This window comes from Thermus sp. LT1-2-5 (assembly GCF_040363165.1).
Lineage (GTDB): Bacteria > Deinococcota > Deinococci > Deinococcales > Thermaceae > Thermus.
This window is the reverse complement of the sequence record NZ_BSRG01000002.1, coordinates 310,100-332,153: the sequence shown is the minus strand read 5'-3', so window position 1 is coordinate 332,153 and position 22,054 is coordinate 310,100. Positions and strand designations below refer to the sequence as shown.

At 67.1% G+C, this 22,054-nt stretch carries 23 protein-coding genes; 1 reads left to right on the top strand and 22 read right to left on the bottom strand.

Features of this window, described 5'->3' with window-relative positions; genetic code table 11:
* Positions 1 to 254: 254 nt before the first annotated feature.
* The 9 genes from lysN to ABXG85_RS03695 form a co-directional block, all read right to left on the bottom strand.
* Complete coding sequence (lysN, locus tag ABXG85_RS03735) at positions 255 to 1,448, bottom strand: 2-aminoadipate transaminase (RefSeq protein ID WP_353512391.1); 1,194 nt, start codon at positions 1,446 to 1,448, stop codon at positions 255 to 257.
* Positions 1,449 to 1,464: 16 nt separating this feature from the next.
* Positions 1,465 to 2,595, bottom strand: coding sequence for a deoxyguanosinetriphosphate triphosphohydrolase (locus tag ABXG85_RS03730; protein WP_353512390.1), 1,131 nt, complete (start codon positions 2,593 to 2,595; stop codon positions 1,465 to 1,467).
* On the bottom strand, positions 2,596 to 3,822 hold the full coding sequence (gene fabF, locus ABXG85_RS03725; RefSeq protein WP_353512389.1) for a beta-ketoacyl-ACP synthase II: 1,227 nt from the start codon (positions 3,820 to 3,822) through the stop codon (positions 2,596 to 2,598). It abuts the gene before it with no gap.
* Between the two features lie 68 nt (positions 3,823 to 3,890).
* Positions 3,891 to 4,133, bottom strand: coding sequence for an acyl carrier protein (gene acpP / locus ABXG85_RS03720; protein WP_353512388.1), 243 nt, complete (start codon positions 4,131 to 4,133; stop codon positions 3,891 to 3,893).
* A 28-nt stretch (positions 4,134 to 4,161) separates the two neighbouring features.
* Complete coding sequence (gene fabG, locus ABXG85_RS03715) at positions 4,162 to 4,899, bottom strand: 3-oxoacyl-[acyl-carrier-protein] reductase (RefSeq protein ID WP_353512387.1); 738 nt, start codon at positions 4,897 to 4,899, stop codon at positions 4,162 to 4,164.
* Positions 4,892 to 5,809 carry an ACP S-malonyltransferase gene (gene fabD / locus ABXG85_RS03710; protein WP_353512386.1) on the bottom strand — a complete coding sequence of 306 codons (918 nt, stop codon included), beginning with the start codon at positions 5,807 to 5,809 and terminating at the stop codon, positions 4,892 to 4,894. Before fabD ends, fabG begins: the two co-directional genes overlap by 8 nt.
* Entirely contained in the window at positions 5,809 to 6,777 is a 969-nt protein-coding gene (locus ABXG85_RS03705; protein WP_353512385.1) for a beta-ketoacyl-ACP synthase III, read from the bottom strand. The genes fabD and ABXG85_RS03705 overlap by 1 nt, the downstream gene beginning before the upstream one ends.
* A gap of 91 nt (positions 6,778 to 6,868) precedes the next feature.
* Complete coding sequence (rpmF, locus tag ABXG85_RS03700) at positions 6,869 to 7,051, bottom strand: 50S ribosomal protein L32 (protein WP_015716502.1); 183 nt, start codon at positions 7,049 to 7,051, stop codon at positions 6,869 to 6,871.
* 61 nt (positions 7,052 to 7,112) lie between these two features.
* A complete protein-coding gene (locus ABXG85_RS03695) occupies positions 7,113 to 7,649 on the bottom strand; it encodes a DUF177 domain-containing protein (protein ID WP_353512384.1) in 537 nt (178 codons plus the stop codon).
* A 78-nt stretch (positions 7,650 to 7,727) separates the two neighbouring features.
* Here ABXG85_RS03695 and rocF point away from each other — a divergent pair, with 78 nt between their 5' ends.
* Positions 7,728 to 8,603 carry an arginase gene (gene rocF / locus ABXG85_RS03690; RefSeq protein WP_353512383.1) on the top strand — a complete coding sequence of 292 codons (876 nt, stop codon included), beginning with the start codon at positions 7,728 to 7,730 and terminating at the stop codon, positions 8,601 to 8,603.
* Here rocF and ABXG85_RS03685 read toward each other — a convergent pair.
* The 13 genes from ABXG85_RS03685 to ABXG85_RS03625 form a co-directional block, all read right to left on the bottom strand.
* Positions 8,600 to 8,971 carry a hypothetical protein gene (locus ABXG85_RS03685; protein ID WP_353512382.1) on the bottom strand — a complete coding sequence of 124 codons (372 nt, stop codon included), beginning with the start codon at positions 8,969 to 8,971 and terminating at the stop codon, positions 8,600 to 8,602. The genes rocF and ABXG85_RS03685 overlap by 4 nt on opposite strands.
* A gap of 72 nt (positions 8,972 to 9,043) precedes the next feature.
* A complete protein-coding gene (locus tag ABXG85_RS03680; protein ID WP_353512381.1) occupies positions 9,044 to 10,324 on the bottom strand; it encodes an NADH-quinone oxidoreductase subunit N in 1,281 nt (426 codons plus the stop codon).
* Entirely contained in the window at positions 10,321 to 11,730 is a 1,410-nt protein-coding gene (locus ABXG85_RS03675) for a complex I subunit 4 family protein (RefSeq protein WP_353512380.1), read from the bottom strand. Before ABXG85_RS03675 ends, ABXG85_RS03680 begins: the two co-directional genes overlap by 4 nt.
* A complete protein-coding gene (gene nuoL, locus ABXG85_RS03670) occupies positions 11,724 to 13,544 on the bottom strand; it encodes an NADH-quinone oxidoreductase subunit L (protein ID WP_353512379.1) in 1,821 nt (606 codons plus the stop codon). The genes ABXG85_RS03675 and nuoL overlap by 7 nt, the downstream gene beginning before the upstream one ends.
* 2 nt (positions 13,545 to 13,546) lie before the next feature.
* Positions 13,547 to 13,834 (bottom strand): NADH-quinone oxidoreductase subunit NuoK, encoded by a 288-nt coding sequence (nuoK, locus tag ABXG85_RS03665; protein ID WP_353512378.1) that lies wholly within the window; start codon positions 13,832 to 13,834, stop codon positions 13,547 to 13,549.
* Positions 13,831 to 14,364, bottom strand: coding sequence for an NADH-quinone oxidoreductase subunit J family protein (locus ABXG85_RS03660; RefSeq protein ID WP_353512377.1), 534 nt, complete (start codon positions 14,362 to 14,364; stop codon positions 13,831 to 13,833). Before ABXG85_RS03660 ends, nuoK begins: the two co-directional genes overlap by 4 nt.
* Positions 14,361 to 14,909: an NADH-quinone oxidoreductase subunit NuoI gene (gene nuoI, locus ABXG85_RS03655; RefSeq protein WP_039455593.1), complete on the bottom strand. Its 549-nt coding sequence runs from the start codon at positions 14,907 to 14,909 to the stop codon at positions 14,361 to 14,363. Before nuoI ends, ABXG85_RS03660 begins: the two co-directional genes overlap by 4 nt.
* Entirely contained in the window at positions 14,906 to 15,970 is a 1,065-nt protein-coding gene (gene nuoH, locus ABXG85_RS03650; RefSeq protein ID WP_353512402.1) for an NADH-quinone oxidoreductase subunit NuoH, read from the bottom strand. Before nuoH ends, nuoI begins: the two co-directional genes overlap by 4 nt.
* A 26-nt stretch (positions 15,971 to 15,996) precedes the next feature.
* Complete coding sequence (nuoG, locus tag ABXG85_RS03645) at positions 15,997 to 18,348, bottom strand: NADH-quinone oxidoreductase subunit NuoG (protein WP_353512376.1); 2,352 nt, start codon at positions 18,346 to 18,348, stop codon at positions 15,997 to 15,999.
* 3 nt (positions 18,349 to 18,351) lie between these two features.
* Complete coding sequence (gene nuoF, locus ABXG85_RS03640; protein ID WP_353512375.1) at positions 18,352 to 19,668, bottom strand: NADH-quinone oxidoreductase subunit NuoF; 1,317 nt, start codon at positions 19,666 to 19,668, stop codon at positions 18,352 to 18,354.
* Complete coding sequence (gene nuoE, locus ABXG85_RS03635) at positions 19,665 to 20,210, bottom strand: NADH-quinone oxidoreductase subunit NuoE (RefSeq protein ID WP_353512374.1); 546 nt, start codon at positions 20,208 to 20,210, stop codon at positions 19,665 to 19,667. The genes nuoF and nuoE overlap by 4 nt, the downstream gene beginning before the upstream one ends.
* Before the next feature lie 9 nt (positions 20,211 to 20,219).
* Entirely contained in the window at positions 20,220 to 21,437 is a 1,218-nt protein-coding gene (gene nuoD / locus ABXG85_RS03630) for an NADH dehydrogenase (quinone) subunit D (RefSeq protein WP_353512373.1), read from the bottom strand.
* Positions 21,434 to 22,054, bottom strand: a complete 621-nt coding sequence (locus ABXG85_RS03625; RefSeq protein ID WP_353512372.1) for an NADH-quinone oxidoreductase subunit C — start codon at positions 22,052 to 22,054, stop codon at positions 21,434 to 21,436. The genes nuoD and ABXG85_RS03625 overlap by 4 nt, the downstream gene beginning before the upstream one ends.

The window sequence follows — 22,054 nt, the reverse complement described above, 5'->3', positions numbered from 1 at the left end:
CTGGTGGAGCTGGGGGGCAGGTGGTTCGTCCTCAACCTGGCTCCCCATCACGAGACCGCGGCGCGCCTCCTGGGGGCCGGGCGATATTACCTGCTGGAGTGAAGGGGGTGCGGAATGTGGGCAGGTGCCAGGGTTAGCGCGGGAGAAGGCTTGGGACCTAGGGTTGGTCTACCCCATGGGGCCTGCCCTTCCCAAAAAGCCCCGGCTTCTCCGAAGTCTATTCTGAAGAACCCTTGGGCTCCTGGTCAGATGGACTAGGCCAAGGCCAAAAGCCCCTTTAGCGCCCTGCCCAGCCGGCGCACGCCCTCCTCTATGCGCGCCTGGTCCATGGTGGCGTAGGAAAGCCTTAGGGTGTTCTCCCCGCCCCCGTTGGCGTAGAAGGGGCCTCCGGGTACGAAGGCCACGTTTTCCTCTATGGCCCGCTGGAAGAGGCGCTCGGCGGAAAGCCCCTCGGGTAGCGTCATCCAGACGAACATCCCCCCCTTGGGCCGGGTGTAGCGCACGCCCTCGGGCATTTCCCGGTCCAAGGCAGCCAGCATGGCTAGGGCCTTTTCCCGGTAGGTCTTGCGGATGAGGGCGAGGCGCTCGGGGAAGCCCTCCTGCACCAGGGCGTGGACCAGCATCTGGTTGAGGGCGGGGGTGTGGAGGTCGGCCCCCTGCTTGGCCTGGGTGAGCTTGCGGATGGCCTCGAGGTCCCCGGCCACGAAGGCCACCCGGAGGCCTGGGGCGAGGATTTTGGAGAAGCTACTCAGGTAGATGACCCCCGGGTAGCCCGCCTCCCGGGCGAGCTCGAAGAGGCTGGGAAGCCTGCCTTCCCCGAAGTAGAGCTCCCGGTAGGCGTCGTCCTCCACCACCACCAGGCCCTGTTCCATGGCCATGGCGAGGAGGCGCTTTCGGGCGGGAAGGGGCATGAGGCCCCCCGAGGGGTTTTGGAAGGAGGGGATGAGGTAGAGGAAGCGGGGGCGTTCCCGCTTCAGGACCGCTTCCAAGGCATCCAGGTCCGGCCCTTCCTCCCCGGCGGGCACGCTGAGGAAGCGGGGGCCAAAGGGGCGGAAGGCCTGAATGGCCCCCATGTAGCTTGGCGCCTCGAGGAGAAGGGGGCTACCCTCGTCCAGGAAAACCTTGCCCAGGAGGTCTAGGGCCTGCTGGCTTCCCGTGGTGATGAGGACCTCCTCCGGGCTCACGCCGAGCCATTCCCCCACCCAGGCCCTTAAGGGGAAGTAGCCCTCCGTGGGGCCATACTGCAAGGCCACCTCGCCCTTTTCCCGCAGGATGGCCGCCGCCTTTTCCGCCGCCAGGTCCTTGGGGAAGAGTTCGGGCGCGGGAAGCCCCCCGGCGAAGCTGAGGACCCCCGGGCGCTGGGTGAGCTTTAAAAGCTCCCGGATGGTGGAGGCTTGGATCCGGCTTGCCCTTTCGCCAAAAAGGGTACTCCAGTCCAGGGTTTTCACTTACCCATTCTACGCCTTAGGGGAAAAGGCGGCGGTAAGCTTCCAAGGCGTAGCGGTCCGTCATGCCGGCGATGTAGTCGCACACCGCCCGCTCCAACCCCTCCTCGGGGATGCGTTCCTGCACCTCCTTGGGCAGGGTTTCCGGGTAGCGGGTGTAGGTGCGGAAAAGCCCTTCCAGGGCGGCCTCGGCCTTGAGCCTTTCCCGGAGCACCTCGGGGTGGCGGTAGAAGCGCTCAAGCAAGAACGCCTTGAGTTCTTGGAGCGCCTGCCCCGCCTCTTCCGTGAGGGCGGCGAGGCGGCCGGGATGGTTTCGCACCGCCTCGGCGCTTTGCACCTGGGCCCTTTCCAGGCGGGCGTGGGTGGCCTCGATGGTGGCGCTGATGAAGTAGCCGAGGAGCTGCCGCACCAAAACCCGCCGCTCCAGCTCGGGAAGCCTTAGCAGGTCCAGGCCCTCCTCCTGGGCCAAGGCTTTCAGGAGGGGGACGTCCAGGAGCTCCTCCGGGCGCAAAAGCCCCGCCCTTAGCCCGTCGTCCAGGTCGTGGGCGGCGTAGGCGATGGCGTCGGAAAGGTCCACCACCTGGGCCTCGAGGGTCCCCTGGCCTTGAAACCTCTCCTTGAACCCGGGGACGTAGGCCGCCTCGTGGGTGGCGATCCCCTCCAGGACCTCATAGGTGAGGTTGAGGCCGCGGAAGCCGGGGTAGCGCACCTCCAGGTGGGTGAGGATGCGCAGGGCCTGGGCGTTGTGCTCAAACCCCCCGTGCTCCTTCATGAGCTCGTGCAGGACCTTCTCCCCCGTGTGGCCGAAAGGGGGGTGGCCCAGGTCGTGGGAGAGGGCGATGGCCTCGGTGAGGTCCTCGTTGAGGCCCAGGGCGCGGGCGATGGAGCGGGACACCTGGGCCACCTCCAGGGTGTGGGTGAGGCGGGTGCGGTAGTAGTCCCCGGCCCAGCCCGGAAGCACCTGGGTCTTGTACTCCAGGCGGCGGAAGGCGGTGGTGTGGAGGATGCGGTCCCGGTCCTTCTGGTAGGGGGTGCGGTAGCGGGACTCGGGCTCGGGGTAGGTCCGGCCCCGGGTGTCCTTGGCCTTTTGCGCATAGGGGGCAAGGCGTGCGGCCTCTAGTTCCAGCAGGGTTTCTCGAGGGAAAAGCATCTAGACCCGCTTGAAGAGGAGGACGGCGTTGTGCCCGCCGAAGGCGAAGGAGTTGGAGAGGGCGTAGTCCACCTGGGCCTCCCGGGGCTCGGGGACGAAGTCCAGGTCCAGCTCGGGGTCGGGGTCCTCCAGGTTGAGGGTAGGGGGGATGACCCCGTGGTAGAGGGCCTGCACCGTGGCGATGGCCTCCACCGCCCCCGCCGCCCCCAGGAGGTGGCCGATCATGCTCTTGGTGCTGGAAACCATGAGGCGCTTGGCGTGGTCCCCGAAGACCTGCTTGATGGCCAAGACCTCGGCCCGGTCCCCCACGGGGGTGGAGGTGCCGTGGGCGTTGATGTAGCCCACGGCCTCGGGGGGCACCTTGGCGTCCTCCAGGGCCCGCCGCATGGCCAAGGCGGCCCCTTTCCCCTCGGGGTGGGGCTCGGTGATGTGGTGGGCGTCGGCGCTCCGGCCAAAGCCCACGATCTCGGCGTAGACCTTGGCTCCCCGGGCCTTGGCGTGCTCGTAGGCCTCCAGGACCAAGACCCCGGCGCCCTCCCCCATGACGAACCCGTCCCGGGAAAGGGTGAAGGGGCGGCTTGCCTTCTCGGGGGCGTCGTTTCGCGTGGAAAGGGCCCGCATCACGGCGAAGGCCCCGATGGCCATGGGGGTGATGGCAGCCTCCGTCCCCCCGGCCAGGACCACGTCCGCCTCCCCCAGCTGGATCATGCGGAAGGCCTGGCCGATGGCGTCCGAGCCCGTGGCGCAGGCGGTGACGGCGGTGGTGGAGGGTCCCATGAAGCCGTAGCGCATGGCGATGTGGGCCGAGGCCATGTTGGCGATCATCATGGGGATGAAGAAGGGGCTGATGCGGTTGGGACCCCGCTCCAGGAAGACCTTGCTCTGCGCTTCCCAGGTTTCCATCCCCCCGATGCCCGTACCCACCAGGGTGCCCACCCGCTCGGGGTCCAGCGTGCCCGGCTCCAGCCCGGCGTCTTTAAGGGCCAGCTCGGCGGCGATGAGGGCGTACTGGGCGAAGCGGTCCAGGCGCTTGATCTCCTTCTTGTCCAAGAAGGCCTCAGGGTCCACGTCCACCTCGGCGGCGATGCGCACGGGAAGCGCCGAGGCGTCAAACCGGGTGATGGGGCGGACCCCGCTTTTGCCTTCTAGTTGGGCTTTGTGGAAGGCCTCCTGGCCCACCCCGATGGGGGTAAGGGCCCCAAGGCCGGTGACCACCACGCGTCGCATGGGGGTAGTATACCGTCAAAAATACCCCGGGCGGGGCTTGGCCCCGCCCCCTTCTTTGGCCAGGTTCCTTAGCCCAGCTTGGCCTGGATGTAGGCCACGGCGTCCTTCACCGTGCGGATCTTCTCCGCTTCCTCGTCGGAGATCTCCAGGCCGAACTCGTCCTCCAGGCCCATGATGAGCTCCACGGTGTCCAGGGAGTCCGCCCCCAGGTCCTCGATGAAGCGGGCCTCGAGGGTGATCTTCTCCGGTTCCACCTGGAGCTTGTCCGCGATAACCGCCTTGACCTTTTCAAAGATTTCCTGCTCCGTCATGGAAACCTCCCGGGGGGGATTTTACCACCTAGTGGGGGGTGAGCCCCCCGTCCACGCAAAGGGTTTGGCCGGTGATGTAGCCCGCCTTTTCGCTCACCAAGAAGGCCACCGCCTCGGCCACGTCCTCGGGCCGGCCGAAGCGGCCAGCGGGAATCTGCTTGAGGTAAGCTTCCCGCACCTCCTGCGGGAGCCTTTCCGTCATCTCCGTTTCGATAAACCCCGGGGCCACGGCGTTCACCGTGATGCCCCTTTGGGCGTACTCCTTGGCCACGGCCCGGGTAAAGCCGATGAGCCCCGCCTTGGAGGCCACGTAGTTGGCCTGGCCCGGATTGCCCAAAAGCCCCACCACGCTGGTGATGTTCACGATGCGCCCGAAGCGGGCCTTCATCATGAGCTTGATGGCCTCCCGGGTGGTGCGGAAGACGGCGGAGAGGTTAGCCTCCAAGACCACCTCCCAGTCCTCGTCCTTCATCCGCACCAAGAGGGTGTCCCGGGTGATGCCGGCGTTGTTCACCAGGGTGTCTAGCCCTCCCAAGAGCTCCGCCGCCTGGTGCACCAAGGCGCTTGCCGCCTCCGCCTCCAGGAGGTTCGCCCCCAGGAGGCCCACCAGGGGGCTTCCCAGACGGCGGGCCTCGGCCGCCACCTCCTCCGCCTTTTCCCGGTTTTGCCCGTAGTGGATGGCCAGGGCGAAGCCCTCTTGGGCCAGGCGCAGGGCGATGGCCCGACCGATGCCCCGGCTTGCTCCCGTGACGAGCGCCTTACGCATCTTCCACCTCCAAGGCCTTCCTCAGGCTTTCGGGATCGGTGACGGAAAGGGCCCCTGCGCCCTCCAGGGTGCGGGCCACGAGGCCTTTGAGCACCTCCCCGCTACCGAACTCCACAAAGCGCCGCACGCCCCGCCGTTCCATGTCCTTAAGGATCTCCACCCAGCGCACCGGGGCGGTGATCTGTTCCAGAAGGAGCCCCTTGATGGCCTCGGGGTCCTCGAGGGGCTCGGCGGTGACGTTGGAGTAGACGGGGAAAAGGGGCTTCCGGAAGGGAACCCCCTCCAGGTCCTGGGCGAGCCGTTCCCTGGCCGGGGCCATGAGGGAGGAGTGGAAGGGGGCGGAAACGGGCAGGAAGACCACCCGGGCCCTGAGGGCCTTAAGCCTTTCCGCCGCCTTTTCCACCGCCTCCTTGCGCCCAGAGATCACCGTCTGCTCGGGGGCGTTGAGGTTGGCGATCTCTACCCCTTCTAGCCCTTCCAGGGCGGCCTGGATCTCCGCCAGGGGAAGCTTCAGGATGGCGGCCATGGCCCCTTGCCCTGGGGGGACCGCCTCTTGCATGTACCGCCCCCGGAGGCGCACCAGCCTTAAGGCGTCCTCCAGCTCCAGGGTTCCTGCGGCCACGTGGGCCGTCCACTCCCCCAAGGAGTGCCCCGCGGCCAGGGCCGGGGGCTTCCCACCCTGGCCCAGGTAGGCCCGGTAGGCGGCGTAGCCCACGGCCAGGAGGGCGGGCTGCTGGTTTTCCGTTAGGGTGAGGGCCGCCTCGGGGCCTTCCCACATGAGGGAGAGGAGGCCCGGCAGGACCGCCTCGGCCCGGTCCAGGACCTCCTTGGCCTCGGGGAAGGCCTCGTAGAGGGCTTTCCCCATGCCCACCCTCTGCGAGCCCTGCCCCGGGAACAGGGCCGCCCACATCAGGCACCCCCCCAGGTGAGGACCGCCGCTGCCCAGGTGAGCCCAGCCCCGAAGGAAACCAAGAGGACGTGGTCCCCTTCCTGGATGCGCCCGGCGTCCACCGCCTCCTTCAAGGCCAGGGGGATGGAGGCGGTGGAGGTGTTGCCGTAGCGGTCCACGTTCACCACCACCCGTTCCCAGGGGAGGCCGAGCCGCTCCCGGGCCGCATCGATGATGCGGAGGTTGGCCTGGTGTGGGACGAAGACCTTGATGTCCTCGGGGGTGAGGCCGGCCCGCTCAATGGCCTCGAGGGTAGCGGTGTTCATCACCCGCACGGCGAACTTGAAGACCTCCCGCCCGTTCATGTACAGGCGGTTTCGCATGGAGGTGCCGTCGGGAAGCCTTGGGGCCACGCAGGCGTGGAAAAGCTCCTTGGCCCCCGTGCCGTCCGCCCCTAGGACGAAGGACTTGAAGCCAAAGCCCTCCCGCACCCTCCCCACCACCGCCGCTCCCCCGGCATCCCCAAAGAGGACGGCGGTGGCCCGGTCGTTCCAGTCCAGGATCTTGGAAAGGGCCTCCGCCCCCACCACCAAGACCTTGCGGGCCAGGCCAGCCTCCACCAGGGCGTGGGCCTGGGCCAGGCCGTAGACCCACCCCGGGCAACCCGCCAGGAGATCGTAGGCGAAGGCGTTTAGGCCGAAACGGGCTTGAACCAAGGCGGCGGTGTCGGGGAAAAGGGCGTCCGGGGTGTTGGTGGCCACGATCACCCCATCCACCCCTTCCAAGGCCCCCGGATGGCGGGCCAGGAGGTCCTCCACAGCCTTGAAGGCCAGGTCTGAGGTGTACTCATCCTCCGCGGCGATGCGCCGCTCCCGGATGCCCGTGCGGGTGACGATCCACTCGTCCGAGGTGTCCAGGTAGGCCTCAAACTCCTCGTTTTTCATGACCCTTTGGGGCACGTACGCCCCCAGGGCCAGGATGCCGCTCATGCCTGACCTCCCGTCATGGGCCTTACTATACCCGCGCCCCTGAAAAAAGTTGAGGCCCCGGGGAGGCCGGGGCTATGGGCTTGAACGGGGTCTAAACCTCCAGGACCTTGCGCCCGTCGTAGTAGCCGCACTCCGGGCAGACGGTGTGCGGGGGCTTCATCGCCTTGCACTCGGGGCAGGGGACCAGGGTCGGGGGGGTCAGGGCGTGGTGGCTCCTGCGGGCGTCGCGCCGCGCCTTGGAGGTCTTCTTCTTGGGTACCGGGTGCTTGGCCATCTCCAATCCTCCGTGGGGGGCCAAGGGCCCCCGCTAAACCCCTGGTAGTATAGCAGACCCGCTAGAGTTCCGGAAGGAGGTCCTTAAGGCCGATGAAGGGGTGGGAAAGCCCCACCTCGTGGCCGCAGTCCACCAGGTTGCGGTCGGCCCCGCACACCGGGCAAAGCCCCTTGCACCCCTCCTCGCAGAGGACAGTGTAGGGCATCTCCGTCACAAAGGCCTCGGTGAGGAAGGGGAGGAGGTCCAGGTCGGGAAGCCCGAAGGCGTAGTACTCCTCCTCCTCTTCCTCGTGGAAGACCACTTCCTTGAGGCCCTCCTGGTAGCGGAGCATGTGCTGGAAGTGGGCGTGAACGTGGGTGGGGGTGGGCTTGAGGCAGCGGCGGCACTCCATGAGGACCACCCCCTCCACCTCCCCGGAAAGCCAGTATTCCGGCCCGCCCACGGCGGAAACCGCCACCTTCCAGGTGGCCTCGCCTTCCAAGGGGAAGCGTTCCTCACCCACATAGAAGGCGTCCCGCACCACGCCCGTGGCCCGGGCCGTGCCTCCTTCCTTCAAAAGGCGGGCTAGGTTGATGCTGGTCGCCTCGCGCTGTTCCATCCTTACAAGTATAGCGCGCCTTGGGCGGATTTCCTAGGGCATAAACTTCCCGGGCAACGCATAGGGCTTTCTGCTACCATGCCCCCCATGGAACGGGTAGCGGTGGTCGGGGTGCCCATGGACCTGGGGGCGGGGAGGCGCGGGGTGGACATGGGGCCTTCCGCCTTGCGCTACGCCCGGCTTTTGGAAGAGCTGGAGGCCTTAGGCTTTGGGGTAGAGGACCTGGGGAACGTGCGGGTGCCCTTGGCGGAAACCCTTAGGGGGCGGAAAGGGCCTTACCTGGAGGAGATCCGCCAAGCGGCCTTGGAGCTCAAGGAGCGGCTAAGGGCCTTGCCCGAAGGGGTCTTCCCCATCGTCTTGGGCGGGGACCACTCCCTTTCCATGGGCTCGGTGTCCGGCGTGGCCCAAAAGCGCATCGGGGTGGTCTGGGTGGACGCCCACGCCGACTTCAATACCCCGGAAACGAGCCCCTCGGGCAACATCCACGGCATGCCCTTGGCGGTGCTGGCGGGGCTCGGCCATCCCCGGCTCACGGAGGCCTTCCGGGCGGTGGACCCCAAGGACGTGGTCCTCATTGGGGTGCGGAGCCTGGACCCGGGGGAGAAGCGGCTATTGCGGGAGATGGGGGTCAAGGTCTACACCATGCACGAGGTGGACCGCCTGGGTATTGCCCGCATCGCTGAGGAGGCCTTGGCCCACCTCGAGGGCCTCCCCCTTCACGTTTCCCTGGATGCGGACGTCCTGGACCCCACCCTAGCCCCCGGGGTGGGCACCCCGGTGCCGGGAGGGCTTACCTACCGGGAAGCCCACCTCCTCATGGAGATCCTGGCCCAGTCGGGGCGGGTGAGGAGCCTGGACCTGGTGGAGGTGAACCCCATCCTGGACGAGCGGAACCGCACCGCGGAGATGATGGTGGGGCTGGCCTTAAGCCTTTTGGGGAAGCGGATCCTCTAGGGGGTTTTGGCCCGCAGGGCTTCCCCTAGGCGGCTTCCCTGGAGGAAGGCCTGGCGCAGGCGGGCGTAGCCCGGGCGCCGTTTGCGGTAGAGGAGGGGCTCGAGGGCGTTCCTGGCCCACTCGCTCACCAGGAGGGGGAAGTCCAGACCCGTTTCCCAAAAGTAGGTTTCCGCCTCCCGCCACGCCCCTTCCATGCGCCGGAAGAGGGCGGAGCAGTCCTTGGGAGGCGGGGCCTCGGGCCAGAGGAAGCCGCTCGCCACCCCCAATAGCCACGCCCCCCGGATGGCCTTGGGCAGGCTTTGGGCCTGGAGCCGTACCCAGGCCAAGGGGTCTTTCTCCCAGAGCTCGGGGGCCAAGGGGTCTTCCACTTGGCCTTCACTCTACATATAGCCAAAAAAGCGCACAAGGGGGGCAAGCGTCCCCCTTATGGGGAAGCGGGCCTAGCCCGCCGCCAGGGCCGGGAGGAGGCTTCCCGGGAAGAGGCCCAGGAGGAGGAGGAAAAGGGCCACTAACAGGGCCACGCTCCGGGCGAGGGGCCTGGGGGCGGCCGCCGCCTCCCCCTTTTGGAACACCGCCAGGGCCAGGCCCAGGTAGTAGTAGGCGCTCACGGCGCTGGTGAGGAGGGCGAGGACCAGGAGCCCCCACTGCCCCGCCTGGGCCGCCTCGGTGAAGACCAGGTACTTGCCCCAAAAGCCCGCCAGGGGGGGTAGGCCCAGGAGGGAAAGGGCGGCCACGAAAAGGCTTAGGCCCAGAAGGGGGTCCCGGTGGAAGAGGCCCTTAAGGCTTGTTAGGGGCACCTGGTCCGGGGAGATCTCGGAGAGCACGGCGAAGGCCAGGCCCGTGGCCAGGACGTAGGTGAGGAGGTAGAAGCCCAGGGCCTGGGCGTTTCCGGTGTACAGGGCCAGGGCCATGTACCCGGCGTGGGCGATGGAGGAGTAGGCGAGAAGCCGCTTGGCCTCCTTCTGGCCCAAGGCGGCCAGGTTCCCCAAAAGCACGGAGAGGGCGATAAGGAGGGTGAGGGCCTCGAGGGAAGCCGGGGCCACCACCCTTAGGAGGGCGGCAAAGGCCGCGGCCTTCACCCCCGTGGCCATGAAGAGCACCACCGGGGTGGGGCTCCCTTGGTAGACGTCGGGGGTCCAGAAGTGGAAGGGGGCTAGGGCCACCTTAAAGCCCAGGCCCACCAACAAGAGCCCCACCGCCAAGGCGTAGAGGGGGCCTTCCCCCGGGGCGCCCGCCAGCAGGCTCCCCGTGGCCCCGTAGAAGAGGGCGGTGCCGTAGAGGAAGAAGGCGGCGGCCAAGGCCCCGAGGAGGAAGTACTTGAGCGCCGCTTCCAACCCCGTCCCCCGCCGCCAGGTGGCCAGGGCGTAAAGGGGAAGGGAAAGGGCCTCCAAGGCCACCAGCATCAGCACCAGGTGTTTGGTGGAGGCGAGGAGGTGCATCCCCGTGGCGGCGTAGAGCACCAGGAGGTAGAACTCAAAGCGCCGCGTGCGCACGAGCCCCACCGTCCAAAGCGCCCCCAGGAGGGCGAGGAGGGTGAAGACCCGGGAGACCCCATCCACCTGGTAAGGCCCAAAGGCCTCCGCCCGGCCCCAGGTGGCGAAAAGGGCGAGAAGCCCCAGGGAAAGCCCTAGGATGGTGAGCCGCTTGAAGGCGGGCACGGAAACGAAGAAGCCGAGGAGGGTGAGGACCACGGAAACCGCCGCAAGGACCAAGAGCGTCATGCGCCACCTCCGAGGATGCGGGCAAAGGCCTCCGCCAAGGACTCGAGCCCGTGGAGGAAGAAGCCGGGGAAGACCCCCATGGTCACCAAGGCCAGCACGGCCAAGGCGGCGAAGGGCCACTCCTCGCCCTTAAGGTCGGCCACCTTCTTCCCTTCCTCCTCCCAGAAGGTCTTCTGGAAGGCGGTGAGGGCGTAGGCGGCGGAGGCGATCACCGAGAGGAAGGCAAGGCCGGCCAGCCAGGGGCTCACTTGGTAGGCTCCGAGGAGGGTCAGGAGCTCTCCCGGAAACCCAGCTAGCCCCGGAAGCCCTACCATGGCCAAGAAAAGGAAGAGGGCCAAGGCGGCTATGCCCGGGGCGCTATGGGCCAGGCCCCGGTACCGCCCGATCTCCAGGGTGCTTAGCCGTTCGTGGAGTTTGCCCGCCAGGAGGAAAAGCCCCCCCGTGTAGACGCCGCTGGCTGCCAGGAGGAAAAGCCCCCCTAAGGCGCCTTCCGGGGTGCCGGAAAAGACGCCCAAGGCCGCCACCCCCATGTGGGAAACCCCGGCGTAGGCCAGGAGGGTCTTGAAGTCGGGAGCGGAAAAGGCTACCCAGGCCCCATAGACCGCAGAAAGGGCCGCCAGGAAGAGGAGAAGCCCCTGGAGCTCGGCGAAGCCCTCAGGGGCCAGGGGAATGGCGTAGCGGAAGAAGGCGAACACCCCCACCTTGTACAGCGTGCCCAGGGCGTCCGCCAAGCCCGCAGGGTGGTTTTCCCGGTGGAACAGGGGCAGCCAGGCGTGAACCGGGAAGAGGGGCGTCTTGATGGCGAAGGCCAGGGCGAAGCCGAGGAAGACCCAGAAGGCGGCCTGGCCCCGCACCGGGTGGGCTAGAAGGTCGGGGAGGAGGAAGGTGGGGCTTCCCCCCAGGGCTTTCACCGCCAGGATGGCGGCCAGCATGGGCAAAGACCCCGCCAGGGTAAAGAGGAGGAAGGTGTAAAGGGCCCTCAGCCGCCCTTCCCCCCCGTAGAAGAGGAGCATGAGGAGGGCGGGGATCAAGGCCGCCTCAAAGAAGAGGTAGAAGACGAGGAGGTCCCGGGCGGCAAAAAGCCCCAAAAGAAGCCCCTCCATGAGGAGGGCAAGGCCCAGGAAGCGGCCCTCCACCCGGGCCACCAGGGCTCCGAGGAGCACCGTGAGGCCCACCGTGAGGAAGAAAAGGGCGGAAAGCCCATCCAGGGCGAAGGCCCAGTAGACCCCGGCCTGGGGCACCAAGGGCGCCTGGAAGGCAAAGGTTTCGCCCCCCCGGTGGGCCAAAAAGAGCCCGAGGTTGAGGAGGAAGGAGGCCAAGGCCCCAAGAACCCCCAGCGCCCGGGGTGCCCCAAGGAGGAGGAGCGCCCCAAAGAGGATGGGTAGAAGAATGGCCAAGACTACCACCGCATCACCCCCAATAGGACCAGCACGCCCAAGACGAAAAGGAGGGCATAGACCCTAAGGTAGCCCGCCTGGAGCCGGGTCACGCTTTGCCCCAGGCCCCGCACCACACCTCCCAGGCCGAAGTAACCCCTAAGGAGGCCAAAGTCCCCCTGGAGGAGGGCCTCGGCCAGGGCCTTCAAGGGGTTCACCAGGAGGGCGTTGTATACCTGGTCCACGTAGAAGCTCTCCCGGCTCGCCCGCTCAAAGGCCAGGTACCAGGCGGGGAGGGTCTTCCGCTGGAAGAAGGTGAAGCCAAGCCAAAGCCCCAAAAGGGCCACAAGGGCGGAGAGGGCGATGAGCCCCCACTCTGCTCCCAAGGAGAGGTGGTGGGCTTCCACCTCCGCCAAGGCCGGCTTCAAGAAGGGTTCCAGCACGTTGGGCAAGGGGTGGGGCAGGGCCAGATAACCCGCCAGCACCGAGCCTAAGGCCAGGAGGTGGTTGGGCCAGAGCATCACGGGGGAAGCCTCATGGGGATGGTGGTGGCCCCGCTCCTCGCCCAGGAAGACCAGAACGAACCAGCGCATGGCGTACATGGCGGTGAGGACCGCCACCAAGAGCGCCCCCACGTAGAAGCCCACCCCGCCAAAGGGGTAGGTGAGGGTGGCGGCGAGGATGGCGTCCTTGGACCAAAAGCCGGAAAGGAGGGGAAGCCCGCCCAGGGCTAAGGCCCCGATGAGCCCGTGCCAGCGGGTCTGGGGCAGGTGTTTCCAAAGCCCTCCCATCCGGCGCACGTCCTGTTCCCCGCCCAGGGCGTGGATCACGCTGCCCGAGGCCAGAAAGAGGAGGGCCTTGAAAAAAGCGTGGGTGAAGACGTGGAAAAGCGCCACCCAGTAAGCCCCCACCCCGGCCGCCAGGAACATGTACCCGAGCTGGCTAATGGTGGAGTAGGCCACAATTTTCTTGATGTCCGTCTGCCCGAAGGCGGAAAGGGCCCCGTAGAAGGCGGTGAGGAGGCCAATGACGGCGATGGTGTAGGAAACCTCGGGCAGGGCGCTATAGAGGAAGGAGCTCCGGGCGATGAGGTAGACCCCGGCGGTCACCATGGTGGCGGCGTGGATGAGGGCGGACACCGGGGTGGGGCCGGCCATGGCGTCGGGAAGCCAGACCATGAGGGGTACCTGGGCGCTTTTGCCCACCGCGCCGAGGAAGAGGAAAAGCCCCGCCAGGGCCAGGAGGGAGGGGTTCTTCAGGGGGCCTTCCAGGGCCTCCTTGAGCTCGGAGATGGAAAGCGTACCGTAAAGCGCCCAGAGGATGGCCATGCCCAGGAGGAAGCCCAGGTCACCGATGCGGTTCACGATGAAGGCCTTGCGGGCGGAGTCAGCGTACTGGGCGTTTTGGTACCAGAAACCGATGAGGAGGAAGCTGGCCAGGCCCACCCCTTCCCAGCCGATGAACATCACCGGGTAGCTGTCCGCCAGGACCAGGGTGAGCATCATGGCGATGAAGAAGTTGAAGTAGGCGAAGAAGCGGCTATACCCGGGGTCGCCCGCCATGTAGCCGATGGCGTAGACGTGGATGAGGAAACCCACCCCGGTGACGATGAGGAGCATAAACCCGGAGAGGCTGTCCAGCAGGAGGCTAAAGGAAATGCCGGGAAGCCACGCTGCCTCATAGCGGGCCCCGCCCTGGAGGAGGAGGCCTACCCCGAGGAGGAAGGAGGCCAGGACCAGGGCGGAGGCGATGACCCCGGGAAGGGGTTCCCGCATCCGTTTGCCGAAAAGCCCCAGGAGGGCGAAGCCCACAAGGGGCAGGAGGATGGTGGTAAGGAGCGCCATGCTCACCCCCTAAGCTCGGACAAGTCGTCCACGGCGGTGCTTTCCCGGTGGCGGAAGATGGCCACGATGAGCCCGAGGCCCACCGCCACCTCCGCGGCGGCGATGGCGATGACCATGAGGGCGGCCACCTGGCCGTCTAGGCCATGGGCTCGGGCGAAGCCGATGAGGGAAAGGTTGGCGGCGTTTAGCATAAGCTCGATGGAGAGGAAGACCAGAATGGCGGTCCTGCGGGTCAAGACCCCGTAGACCCCCAGGGCGAAAAGAAGCGCCGAGGCGAACAGGTAGCTCATCGCAACACCTCCTCCTTGCGCTCCTCGAGGCGCAAGGCATCCAGGGGACGATTCGGCTCTACCAAGGCCACCGCCACCACCGTGGCCGCCATGAGGAGGAAGCCCACGGCGAGGAGGATGAGGAGCCAGTCCCCGTAGAGGAGGGGGCCTAGGGCCTGAGGGAGCCCGCCTTGGAGGTTCTGCGAGAAGGCGAGCTTCAGGCCCAGGAGCCCGGAGAGGAGGATCCCCGCCACCCCTAAGGAGAGGAGGGCGGCCAAGGGTTTGGAGCGCACCAAGGGGTCAAAGCCCACCTCGCCCTGGGCGGCGAAGAGGAGCATGATGACGAAGAGGAAGAGGACCACGATGGCCCCGGCGTAGACGATGATCTGGATGAACCCGAGAAAGCGGGCGTCCAAGGCCACGTACACCCCGGCCAGGACCAAAAAGTTAGCGATGAGGGCCAAGGCGGCGTGGATGGCGTTTCTGAGCGTCACCACCAGGAGCCCGGTGGCGAGGAGCAGGAGGAGGGCCAAAGCTTCCCAGGGGCTCACTTTTTGCCTCCTTCCGTGGGGGCCTTGAAGCCTTCCAGCTCGGGCCGCACATAGGGCACCACGTAGCCGGGCTTCACCGCTTTCCCGGTCATCTTGGCCTCGCGCCGCTGGGGCTTGGTCCCCACCACGTCCACCAGCATGTCCTCCTTGCCGTAAATGAGGTCGGAGTACTGGTAGTCCGCCATCTCGAAGTCGTAGCCCAGGACGATGGCCCCTGTGGGGCAGGCCTCTTCGCAGAGCCCGCAGAAGATGCAGCGGAGCATGTTGATCTCGTAGACCTTGGCGTAGCGCTCCCCGGCGGAGACGGGGTTTTCCGGGTCGTTCTCCGCAGGCTCCACGTAGATGGCGTAAGCGGGGCAGGCGGCGGCGCAGAGGGAGCAACCGATGCACTTCTCCAGGCCGTTGGGGTGCCGGGTGAGGACGTGCCGCCCGTGGAAGCGGGGCTTGAGGGCCACAGGGGCGTCGGGGTAGGGGACGGTCACCGGCTTGGAGAAGAGGTACTTGAGGGTGATGCCAAGGCTTTGGGCCAGCGCTTTTAGGGTCATGCGCCACCTCCTTTGCGGACGGGCTTGGGGCTATAGAACATCGCCCCGAGCAGGGCGAGGAAGCTTAGGCCGGAGAGGTAGACGAGGTACGCCCGGGGCAGGTCCAGGGCCACCACCAAGGCGGTGACGAGGAACCAGACCAAGGCCACGGGGAAGAGGAACCCCCAGCCGAAGCGCAAAAGCTGGTCGTAGCGGAGGCGGAACCAGGTGGCCCGGATCCAGATGAAGAGGAAGAGGAAGAAGGCGATCTTGAGGAACATCCAAAGGTAGGGGACGTTGAAAAAGGGCATGGTCCAGCCCCCCAGGAAGAGGGTGGGGATGAGGGCGCTGGCGGTGATGAAGTGGATGTACTCGGTCATCTGGAACAGGGCCCACTTGATGGAGCTGTACTCCGTGTGGTAGCCCCCCACCAGCTCCTGCTCCGCCTCCGGGAGGTCAAAGGGGGTGCGGGCGGCCTCGGCCAGGGCGGCGATGGCGTAGACCAAGAAGGCGGGGAAGGCGTAGAGGAAGAGCCAGCCGTTTTCCTTTTGCCAGTTGACGATGTCGTTGAGGTTGAGGCTGCCCACCAAGAGGACCGGGGCGAGAAGGGCGATGCCGAGGCCGAGCTCGTAGGAGATGAGGCTTGCGGAGGAGCGCAAGGAGCCCAGGAGGCTATACTTGCTCCCCGAGGCCCACCCTGCCAGGAAGATGCCGTAGATGGCCATCTCGCTCACGGCGAAGAGGTAGAGGATCCCCAGGTCCAGGTTCACCACCCAAGGCTGGAAGCCGAAGAAGCTCCCCGGGGGCCCAAAGGGGATGGCCCCGAAGGCCAAGAGGGCGAAGACCACCCCGAGGAGGGGGGCCAGGACGAAGAGGACCTTGTCCGCCCGCTCCACCACCAGGTCTTCCTTGAAGATGCTCTTGATGGCGTCGGCGATGGGCTGGAAGAGGCCAGAAGGCCCCACGCGGTTCGGGCCCATGCGGATCTGGAAGCGGGCGAGGAGCCTTCGTTCAATCAGGGTCATGAAGGCGAAGGCGGTGAGGAGGCCCACCACCACCAAAAGCGCCTTCAGGGCCACCATCCAGTAAGGGTCCAGGGGGTAGGGGTTCACGCTTCACCTCCTGTCGGGACCAGGATCTTGGCCGGGAAGCGCTTGCCGGCGAAGGGGCCCAGAGCGGAGAGGTAGTAGAGGCCCTTGGGGATGTCCTGGCGGTGGACCACCCGGGCCCGTTGCGGGCCCAAGGGCGTTTCCACCTCCACCAAAGCGCCTTCGGGAAGGGCCTCGAGCCGGGCCGTCTCCGGGTGGACCCAAAGCTCCGGCGAGGCCGCCTCCTGGGCCTTGCCCTCCGCTTGCCAGGCCTTCCACATGGTGGGGCGGAGGTAGAGGTTCCCCTTCTCCTCCTTGGGCCGGAGCGCCTTGGTGCGGAAGGCGTAAAGGCCCATGGCCCCGGGCACCTTCTTGGCCTTGAGCTCCCGATCCGCCTCCAGGTGGAGCCTAAAGGGCGGCCGCACCCCCAAGGCCTCCGCCACAAGGGCCAGGACCTGCAAGGCGCCTTCCGCCTCCCCGTTTTCGATGGGGGCGGGGGAGAGGGGGAGGACGCGGCCTTCCAGGTTCAGGATGTGCCCCCGCTTCTCGTAGAAGGTGGGGGCGGGCAGGACCACGTGGGCGTAGCGCTCGGCCAGGGGGTGGAGGTGGGAAAGGTGCATCACCACGAAGCGCTTGTCCTTCAGGGCCGCCTCGGGGGGAAGGAAGCCGTAGTAGGCGTAAGGGGCCCCCGGCTCGTCCCAGGCCGCTCCCTTCTCCTTGGGCCAAACCCCCATGGCCTCGAGGCCTTTGGCGTTCGGGGCAGGGGTCATGGCCAGGACCTTGGCCCCCTTGCGCTCGGCGAGGAGCCTTGCCCTTTCCGCCGCCACCGCATCCTGGAGCACCCCGGCCCCCAGGATGAGGACGGGGCGCTCTGCCCGCTCGAAGGCCTCCTTGGCCTTTTGCACCGCCTCGCTCCCCTCCTTCTCCCCGAGGAGGGCCAAGAGGATCTCCCGCTCCTCCCCGGGGGCGTGGACCTCGTGGAGGGCGGCCCACTTCATGAGGGGGGCGCGGTAGGGGGCGAAGAGGGCCATCTTGTCCGTGCGGCGGGGCATCCTTTCCTTGATCTGCAGGTCGGCGAAGGGGGTGCCGTGGGCGTAGCGGTAGGGGGGCTTGAGGTCCCGCACGAACTCGCTTAGGCGCAGGTGCAGGATGGGGGCCTCCTCCGTGGGGTCGCCCAGGACCAGGGCGAAGTCGGCCCTGAGGAGGTCCTCCAGGGTGGCCGTGGGGAAGAGGCTCGCTGGGGCGGCGGTGCGGCCCTGGAAGTCCAGGTGGGGGGTCTTGAGGGCTTCCGCCAGGGCGGCGGCCAGGAGGCCCTCCTCGAGGGTGGCGTCCCCCGCCAGGTAAAGCCCCACCTCCTCCCCCCTAGCCCCCTTCAGGCCCTCCTTTAGGGCCAGGAAGGCCTCCTCCCAGGTGGCCTCCCTAAGCCTCCCGCCTTCCCGCACCAAGGGGGTCTTGAGGCGGTGGCTGTCCGCCCACTCGTGGCCGAAGCGGCCGGCGTCGCAGATCCAGATCTCGTTGACCTCGGGCACCTCCCGGGCCCGGACCCTTAGGAGCTCGCCGCTTCGGGTATCGGCGGTGATCCCGCACCCCACGGGGCAGAGGGCGCAGGTGGTGGGGGTTTCCTCCATCTCCCAGTTGCGGGCGCGGAAGCGGGCGGTGAGGTCCAAAAGCGCGCCCACGGGGCAGATGTCGGTGATGTTGCCGGAAAAGCCCGAGGGGAGACCGAAGTCCAGGGTGCCGATGAAGGTGTGCACCCCCCGCTCGATGAAGTCCAGGACCTCGTCCCCCGGGATCTCCTCAAAGTAGCGCACGCACCGCTTGCAGTGGATGCACCGCTCCCGGTCCAGGATCACGAAGGGGGAAAGGGGGTGGTGCTTGTCCTCGTGACGGCGGGTGAACTCAAAGCGGGTGTAGACGGGAAGCTCCAGGGGGGCCTTCTGGTAGTACTTCTCGTAAAGCCCGTACTCCACCGTGCGGTCCTGGAGCTCGCAGGCCCCGCCCTTGTCGCAGGTGGGGCAGTCCAGGGGGTGGTTCAGGAGGGTGAACTCCACCATCCCCGCCTGGGCCTCCCGCACCACCTCGGAAAGCGTGTCCACCACCATGCCCTCGGCCACGGCGGTGACGCAGCTTGCCGCCAGCTTGGGTTGCCACTGGATCTCCGGCTCGCCCTGTTCGTTCACGAGGGGCTTCCCGTCAGGGCCCCGCTTGGGCAGGCCGATGCGCACCAGGCACATGCGGCAGGCCCCGATGGGGGAAAGGTGCTTTTCCGAGCAGAAGAGGGGAACGTCGTACCCGGCGTGGAAGACGGCGTCCATGACGCTCGTCCCCGGGGGCACTTCCACCACGCGGTCGTTGACCTTAACCCTGACCACCCTTCACCTCCAGAGGCTCGGCCTGGGCACGGGGCGCTTCTCCCGCGCCAGGGCCAGGTACTGGTCCTTGAAGTGTTTCAAGGAGCCTTTCACGGGCCAGACGGCAGCGTCCGCCAGAGGGCAGAAGCTCCGGCCCTCGATGAGGGGGAGGAGGGCCTCGAGGGTCTCCACGTCCTTTTCCTCCCCTTCCCCCGTGCCGATTTTGGCGAAGAGGTTCACCATGAACCCCGCCACCCCCTCGCGGCAGGGGGTGCACTTGCCGCAGGACTCATGGGCGTAGAAGCGGGTCACGTTCCACATGGCGTCCACCATGCTCACCCGCTCGGGGATCAGGATCACCCCCCCGGTGCCCAGCATGGAGCCCTTGGCCTGCAGGTGCTCGTAGCTCATGGGGGTGTCCAGGACCTCATCCGTGAAGGGCAAGGGCGGGGTGGAGGACCCGCCCGGGATGAGGGCCTGGATGGGCTCCAAGGGCCCCCCCGCCCACTCGTAGATGAGCTCGCGCAAGGTGGTGCCCATGGGAAGCTCATAGACCCCAGGCCGCCGCACGGGGCCGGAGATCTGGTAGAGCTTCATCCCCTTGGACTGCTCCGTGCCCATGCTGGCGAACCAGTCCGCTCCCCGTTCTAAGATGGGCACCACGGAGGCTAGGGTCTCCACGTTGTTGATGGTGGTGGGCTTGCCCCAAAGCCCCGCCTGGGCGGGAAAGGGGGGCTTGAGGCGGGGGTTAGCCCGGAGGCCTTCCAGGGAGTTCATGAGGGCGGTTTCCTCGCCGCAGATGTAGGCCCCCGCCCCCCGGTGCACGTGGAGGTCAAAGGAGAAGTCCGTGCCGAAGAGGTTGGGCCCCAGGTAGCCCCGGGCCCTGGCCTCCCGGATGGCGGCCTCGAGGCGGTCCGCCGCCCGGCGGTACTCCCCCCGCACGTAGATGTAGCCCACCGTGGCCCGGATGGCGTAGCCGGCCAGGATCATCCCCTCAATGAGGAGGTGGGGGACGTCCTCCAGGATGTAGCGGTCCTTGAAGCTCCCCGGCTCGGACTCGTCGGCGTTGCAGATGAGGTAGTGCTGCTTGCCGTCGTCCTTGGGCATGAAGCTCCACTTGAGCCCCGTGGGGAAGCCCGCCCCGCCCCGTCCCCGGAGCCCCGAGCGCTTCACCTCCTCTATGACCTCGTCCGGGGTTTTCTCCTTTAGGACCCGCTTGGCCGTCTCGTACCCCCCGTGCTTCAGGTAGTAGTCCAAAGTCCAGCTCCCCTCCTTGCCCACGTGGGCGTAGAGGGTGCGTTCAAAGCGAGGGTCTTTTCCGGAAACGATGGGTCCGGTCATACCTCCACCTCGTGCACGTGGTGGCCGCACTTCCCGGGAAGCTGGATCTCCTCAAGCCGCTTCCCCGCCCTTAGGCCCTCCAGGAGGGCCTGGAGCCTGGCCCGGGTCACGCACTCCACGTAGGGCTCGTCGTTCACCTGGATCACGGGGGCGGTGTGGCAGCTTCCCAGGCACTCCACCTTCTGCACGCTAAAGAGCCCGTCCGGGGTCACCTCCCCGGGGCCGATGCCCAGCTCCTCCGTGAGGTGGTCCCAAAGCTCGTCCGCCCCCGCCAGCTTGCAGCTCAACGTGGCGCAGACCTGGAGGTGGTACTTCCCCGTGGGCACGAACTGGTAATAGGAGTAGAAGCTCGCCACCCCCATGACCTCCGTGGGGGTGGTGCCCACCAGGGCGGCGATTTCCTCTATCCGCTCGGGTCGGATCCAGCCCTCTTCCTGCTGCACCCGCCTTAGGAGGGGCATGATGGCGGCCCGCCGCCCCTCGGGCGGGTACTTGGCGAAGGTTTCCCTTAGGAAGTCCTCTTTGTCGTCAAAGAACCCCATCGTGCCTCCTTAGCGGTCCACGTCCCCCATGACCGGGTCCAGGCTGGCGATGATGGCTACCAGGTCCGGCACCTGCTCGCCTTTAGCGGCGTAGGGCAGGCTTTGTAGGTTGACGAAGCTGGGCGCCCGCACCTTCACCCGGTAGGGCATGCTCCCCCCGTCGGAAACGATGTAGTAGCCGAGCTCCCCCCGGGCCGACTCCGTGGGCACGTAGACCTCCCCCTTGGGGGGGTGGAAGCCCTCGGTGTAGTGCTTGAAGTGGTAGATCACCGCCTCCATGGAGGTTTCCAGGAGGTGGCGGGGGGGCGGGGTGATCTGGGGGTTGGGGTCGCGCACGGGCCCAGGTTCCAGCCGCTCTAGGGCCTGCCGGAGGATCTTCACCGACTCCCGCATCTCCCGGATGCGGACGATCATCCGGTCAAACACGTCCCCGTGCTCCCCCAGGGGCACGTCAAACTGGTAGGTTTCGTACCCGGCGTAGGGGTAGGCCTTGCGCACGTCGTAGTTCACCCCGCTCGCCCTTAGGGACCCCCCGGTGAGGCCTAGGTGGATGGCCACCTCCGGGGGGATCACCCCCACGCCCCGGGCCCTTTCGTAGAAGATGGGGCTTTCGGCGAAAAGGGCCTCGTACTCGTCGATGCGGTGGGGCATGACCTCGAGGAACTTCCTAAGCTCGGGGACGAACTCCTCAGGCAGGTCCTCCTTGACCCCGCCGATGCGGATGTAGTTGTGGTGGAAGCGCTGGCCCGTGACCCACTCAAAGAGGTCCAAGATGGCTTCCCGCTCGCGGAAGGCGTAGAAGAAGGGGGTGAGGGCCCCGAGGTCCAAAAGCCCCGTGCCCAGGAAGACCAGGTGGCTTGCCAAGCGGGAGAGCTCGTTCAGGATGATGCGGATGGTCTCGGCCCTGGGCGGCACCACCGCCCCCACCAGCTTCTCCACCGCCAGGGCGTAGGCCAGGTCGTGGGCGAAGGAGTGGAGGTAGTCCATCCGGGGCGTATACGTGATGACCTGCGTATACGTCCGGTTTTCCATGTTCTTCTCAAAGCCGGTGTGGAGATAGCCGATGTGGGGGACGAGGTCCAAGACCTCTTCGCCGGAAAGCGTCACCACCACCCGCAAGACCCCGTGGGTGGAGGGGTGTTGCGGGCCCACGTTCAGGGTCATGACCTCGGTGCGGAGCTCTTTGGGCTCCTCCAGGGTTTCCACCGGGTCCAGGTAGTCCTTCATTTGACCTCCTTGGCCTTGGTGAGGTCGGCCCAAAGGGCGCGGTAGCCCTTGCGGCTACCCCCCTTGTAAAGGGTGAGGCCGGGGCTTTTGCCGGTGATGGCGGCCCGGAACTCGCTCGGCACGATGAAACGCCCCTCGCGGAAGAGGGTGGGGGTTTCCCCCAAGGGGAAGTCCTTGCGTAAGGGGTGGCCCTCGAGGTCCTCCGGGGTGAGGATCTTGCGCAGGTCCGGGTGCCCCTCAAAGACGATGCCGAACATGTCGTAAACCTCCCGCTCCAGGAAGTTGGCGCTTCCCCAGAGGTCGGTCACCGTGGGAAGCCTGGGGTCTTTCTCCGGCACGTAGACCCGGACGAAGAAGCGGCTTCCGTCCCCGTCCTTCCACCCCGGCAGGGAAACCAGCTCGTAGACCACGGCGAAGCGCTCGGGGCGGGGCTCGGGGTACTCCAGGTAGTCTAGGCCCACGATGTCCGCCAGGTAGTTGAAGCCCATCTCCTTGTAGTGGGCCATCTCCCCCTTGAAGGCCTCCCGGGGCAGGACCACCCAGAGGTTGCCGAGGCCGTTGTCCTCTAGGGCATACCCCTTGGCCCGGGCCTCGTCTAAGACGCGATCAAGCCGCAC